This is a genomic window from Frankia sp. CcWB3 (genome assembly GCF_977927595.1).
In genome coordinates, this window is the sequence record NZ_CDWRCK010000379.1 from 1 (window position 1) to 2912 (window position 2912).

Genomic DNA, 2912 nt, shown 5'->3' on the forward strand with positions numbered 1-2912 from the left:
CAGGCCCTAGCACCTGCCCGACACTTTCCCAACACCTGCCCGGCGCCGTCCCACCCGCACCCGGTTGCCGGCGGCTGATCCGGATGTGGCGGCCGCGGTCGCCGAGGAAATAAGCTACATCGGCCCCCACCGCGGCGAGTCCGGAGGAGATGGTCGCGTTGCGTTTGGAGAGGTTGGCCCCGAGGTTGGCTCCATGGCCGGCGAGCCGGGCCGTCCGGGACCGGCCGGCGACCGCGTGCCCGGGTTGTCCGGAGCGTCACCGAGCCCCGCGCGCGGGGAGAGCCGATATAACGATCATGCTGGTCGGTGGGGTGCCGCTGCCGACAGCCCCGGCCCGGCGAGGACCCCGGTGGAGCGGGCGCTCAGGGCATACCTTGATACCCAGATGAAACAGACGCGAAGCGGAGTATCGGTGACTGACTCGACCATCATCTATACACACACTGACGAGGCTCCGGCCCTGGCGACGTACTCGTTCCTGCCCGTGGTCCAGGCGTACGCCGCGACGGCCGGGGTCAGTGTCGACAGCCGCGACATCTCCCTGGCGGGGCGGATCATCGCCAGTTTCCCCGAGGATCTCGAGGAGGCCCAGCGCGTCGAGGACGCGCTCGCCGAGCTCGGTGAGCTGGCCAGGACGCCCGAGGCGAACATCATCAAGCTGCCGAACATCTCGGCTTCGATTCCGCAGCTGAAGGCGGCGATCGTCGAGCTGCAGCAGCAGGGCTACGCGCTGCCGGACTACCCGGACGACCCGAAGACCGACGAGGAGCGGGAGATCCGCGCCCGTTACGACAAGGTGAAGGGCAGCGCCGTCAACCCGGTGCTGCGCGAGGGCAACTCCGACCGCCGCGCCCCGGCCTCGGTGAAGAACTACGCCCGGACCCACCCGCACCGGATGGGCGCGTGGGCACCCGACTCGAAGACGAACGTCGCCACGATGAGCGCCGACGACTTCCGCTCCACCGAGAAGTCCACGATCATCGCCGAGGCCGGCACGCTGCGCATCGAGCTCGCGGGTGACGACGGCAGCACCACCGTCCTGCTCCCGTCCCTGCCGGTGCTGGTGGGCGAGGTCGTGGACGCGGCCGTCCTGCGGGTGGCCGCGCTGCGCGAGTTCCTCACCGCGCAGATCGCCCGGGCCAAGGCCGAGGGCGTGCTGTTCTCGGTGCACCTGAAGGCCACGATGATGAAGGTCTCCGACCCGATCGTCTTCGGCCACGTGGTACGGGCCTTCTTCCCGAAGACGTTCGTCACCCACGGCGCGACGCTCGCCGCGGCCGGTCTGTCCCCGAACGACGGGCTCGGCGGCATCCTCAAGGGCCTGGAATCGCTGCCCGAGGGCGAGGAGATCAAGGCCTCCTTCGCCGCGGAGCTCGCCGAGGGCCCCGCCCTGGCGATGGTCGACTCCGACCGCGGCATCACCAACCTGCACGTGCCCAGCGACGTCATCGTCGACGCCTCCATGCCGGCCATGATCCGTACCTCCGGCCACATGTGGGGCCCGGACGGCCGGGAGGCGGACACCCTGGCGGTCCTGCCCGACTCGAGCTACGCCGGCATCTACCAGGTCGTCATCGACGACTGCCGGGCGCACGGCGCCTACGACCCCGCGACGATGGGCTCGGTGGCCAACGTCGGCCTGATGGCGCAGAAGGCCGAGGAGTACGGCAGTCACGACAAGACCTTCGAGATCCCTACCACGGGCACGGTGCGGATCGTCGACCAGGCCGGCACCGTGGTGCTGGAGCAGGCGGTCGCCGCCGGCGACATCTTCCGCGCCTGCCAGGCCAAGGACGCGCCGATCCGGGACTGGGTGAAGCTCGCCGTCACGCGCGCCCGCGCCACCGGTGACCCGGCGGTGTTCTGGCTCGACGAGAACCGCGCCCACGACGCGAGGCTGATCGAGAAGGTCCGGGCGTACCTGCCCGAGCACGACACCTCCGGGCTGCGGATCGAGATCAAGGCTCCGGTCGACGCGATCGCGTTCTCGCTGGAGCGGATCCGCCGCGGCGAGGACACGATCTCGGTCACCGGCAACGTGCTGCGTGACTATCTGACCGACCTGTTCCCGATCCTGGAGCTCGGCACGAGTGCCAAGATGCTCTCGGTCGTCCCGCTCATGAACGGCGGCGACCTGTTCGAGACCGGCGCCGGCGGCTCCGCGCCCAAGCACGTCCAGCAGCTGCTCAAGGAGAACTACCTGCGCTGGGACAGCCTGGGCGAGTTCCTGGCGCTCGCGGCCAGCTTCGAGCAGTTCGCGCGGACGACGGGCAACGCGCGTGCCCAGGTGCTCGCCGACACCCTCGACCGCGCGACCGCCACCTTCCTCAACGAGGACAAGTCGCCCAGCCGCCGGCTGGGGGGCCTCGACAACCGCGGCAGCCACTTCTACCTGGCGCTCTACTGGGCGCAGGAGCTGGCCGCGCAGACCGGCGACCCCCGTCTCGCGGAGGCGTTCGCCGGTCTCGCCAAGACGCTCGCCGACGAGGAGAAGGCGATCGTCGACGAACTGATCGCGGTCCAGGGCTCGCCGGCCGACATCGGGGGGTACTACCAGCCCGACCCCGTCAAGGCCGCGGCCGTCATGCGTCCGTCGAAGAGCTTCAACGAGGCCATCGTCAGCCTCACCAGCCTCGGCTGACGAGACCCGAGCGAGGGTCCCACGCCAACGAGGGGGATCCCACGCGATGACGCGATAACGCGATGAGGGGAAGGGCACCGGAGCCCGGGGCCGGACCCCGGTGCCGGGGCCGGTCCGCCGCCAGGCCGCGACCGTGTCGTGACTCCGTGTAGTGCAATGGCCTCCGCCTGTCGCGGAGGAACTTTGCTCCAGTGATGAACCGACATATGGATTGTTATTCCGTCATTGACATGTCCGTCCCCTGAGGTTCATGGGTGGCGCCTAGGGCCTG

1 protein-coding gene is annotated in these 2912 nt (G+C 69.8%); it reads left to right on the forward strand.

Going from position 1 to position 2912, the window contains the following annotated elements; genetic code table 11:
- Positions 1-412 precede the first annotated feature (412 nt).
- Positions 413-2641, forward strand: a complete 2229-nt coding sequence (locus ACY5KJ_RS19380) for an NADP-dependent isocitrate dehydrogenase (protein WP_462189271.1) — start codon at positions 413-415, stop codon at positions 2639-2641.
- Positions 2642-2912 lie beyond the last annotated feature (271 nt).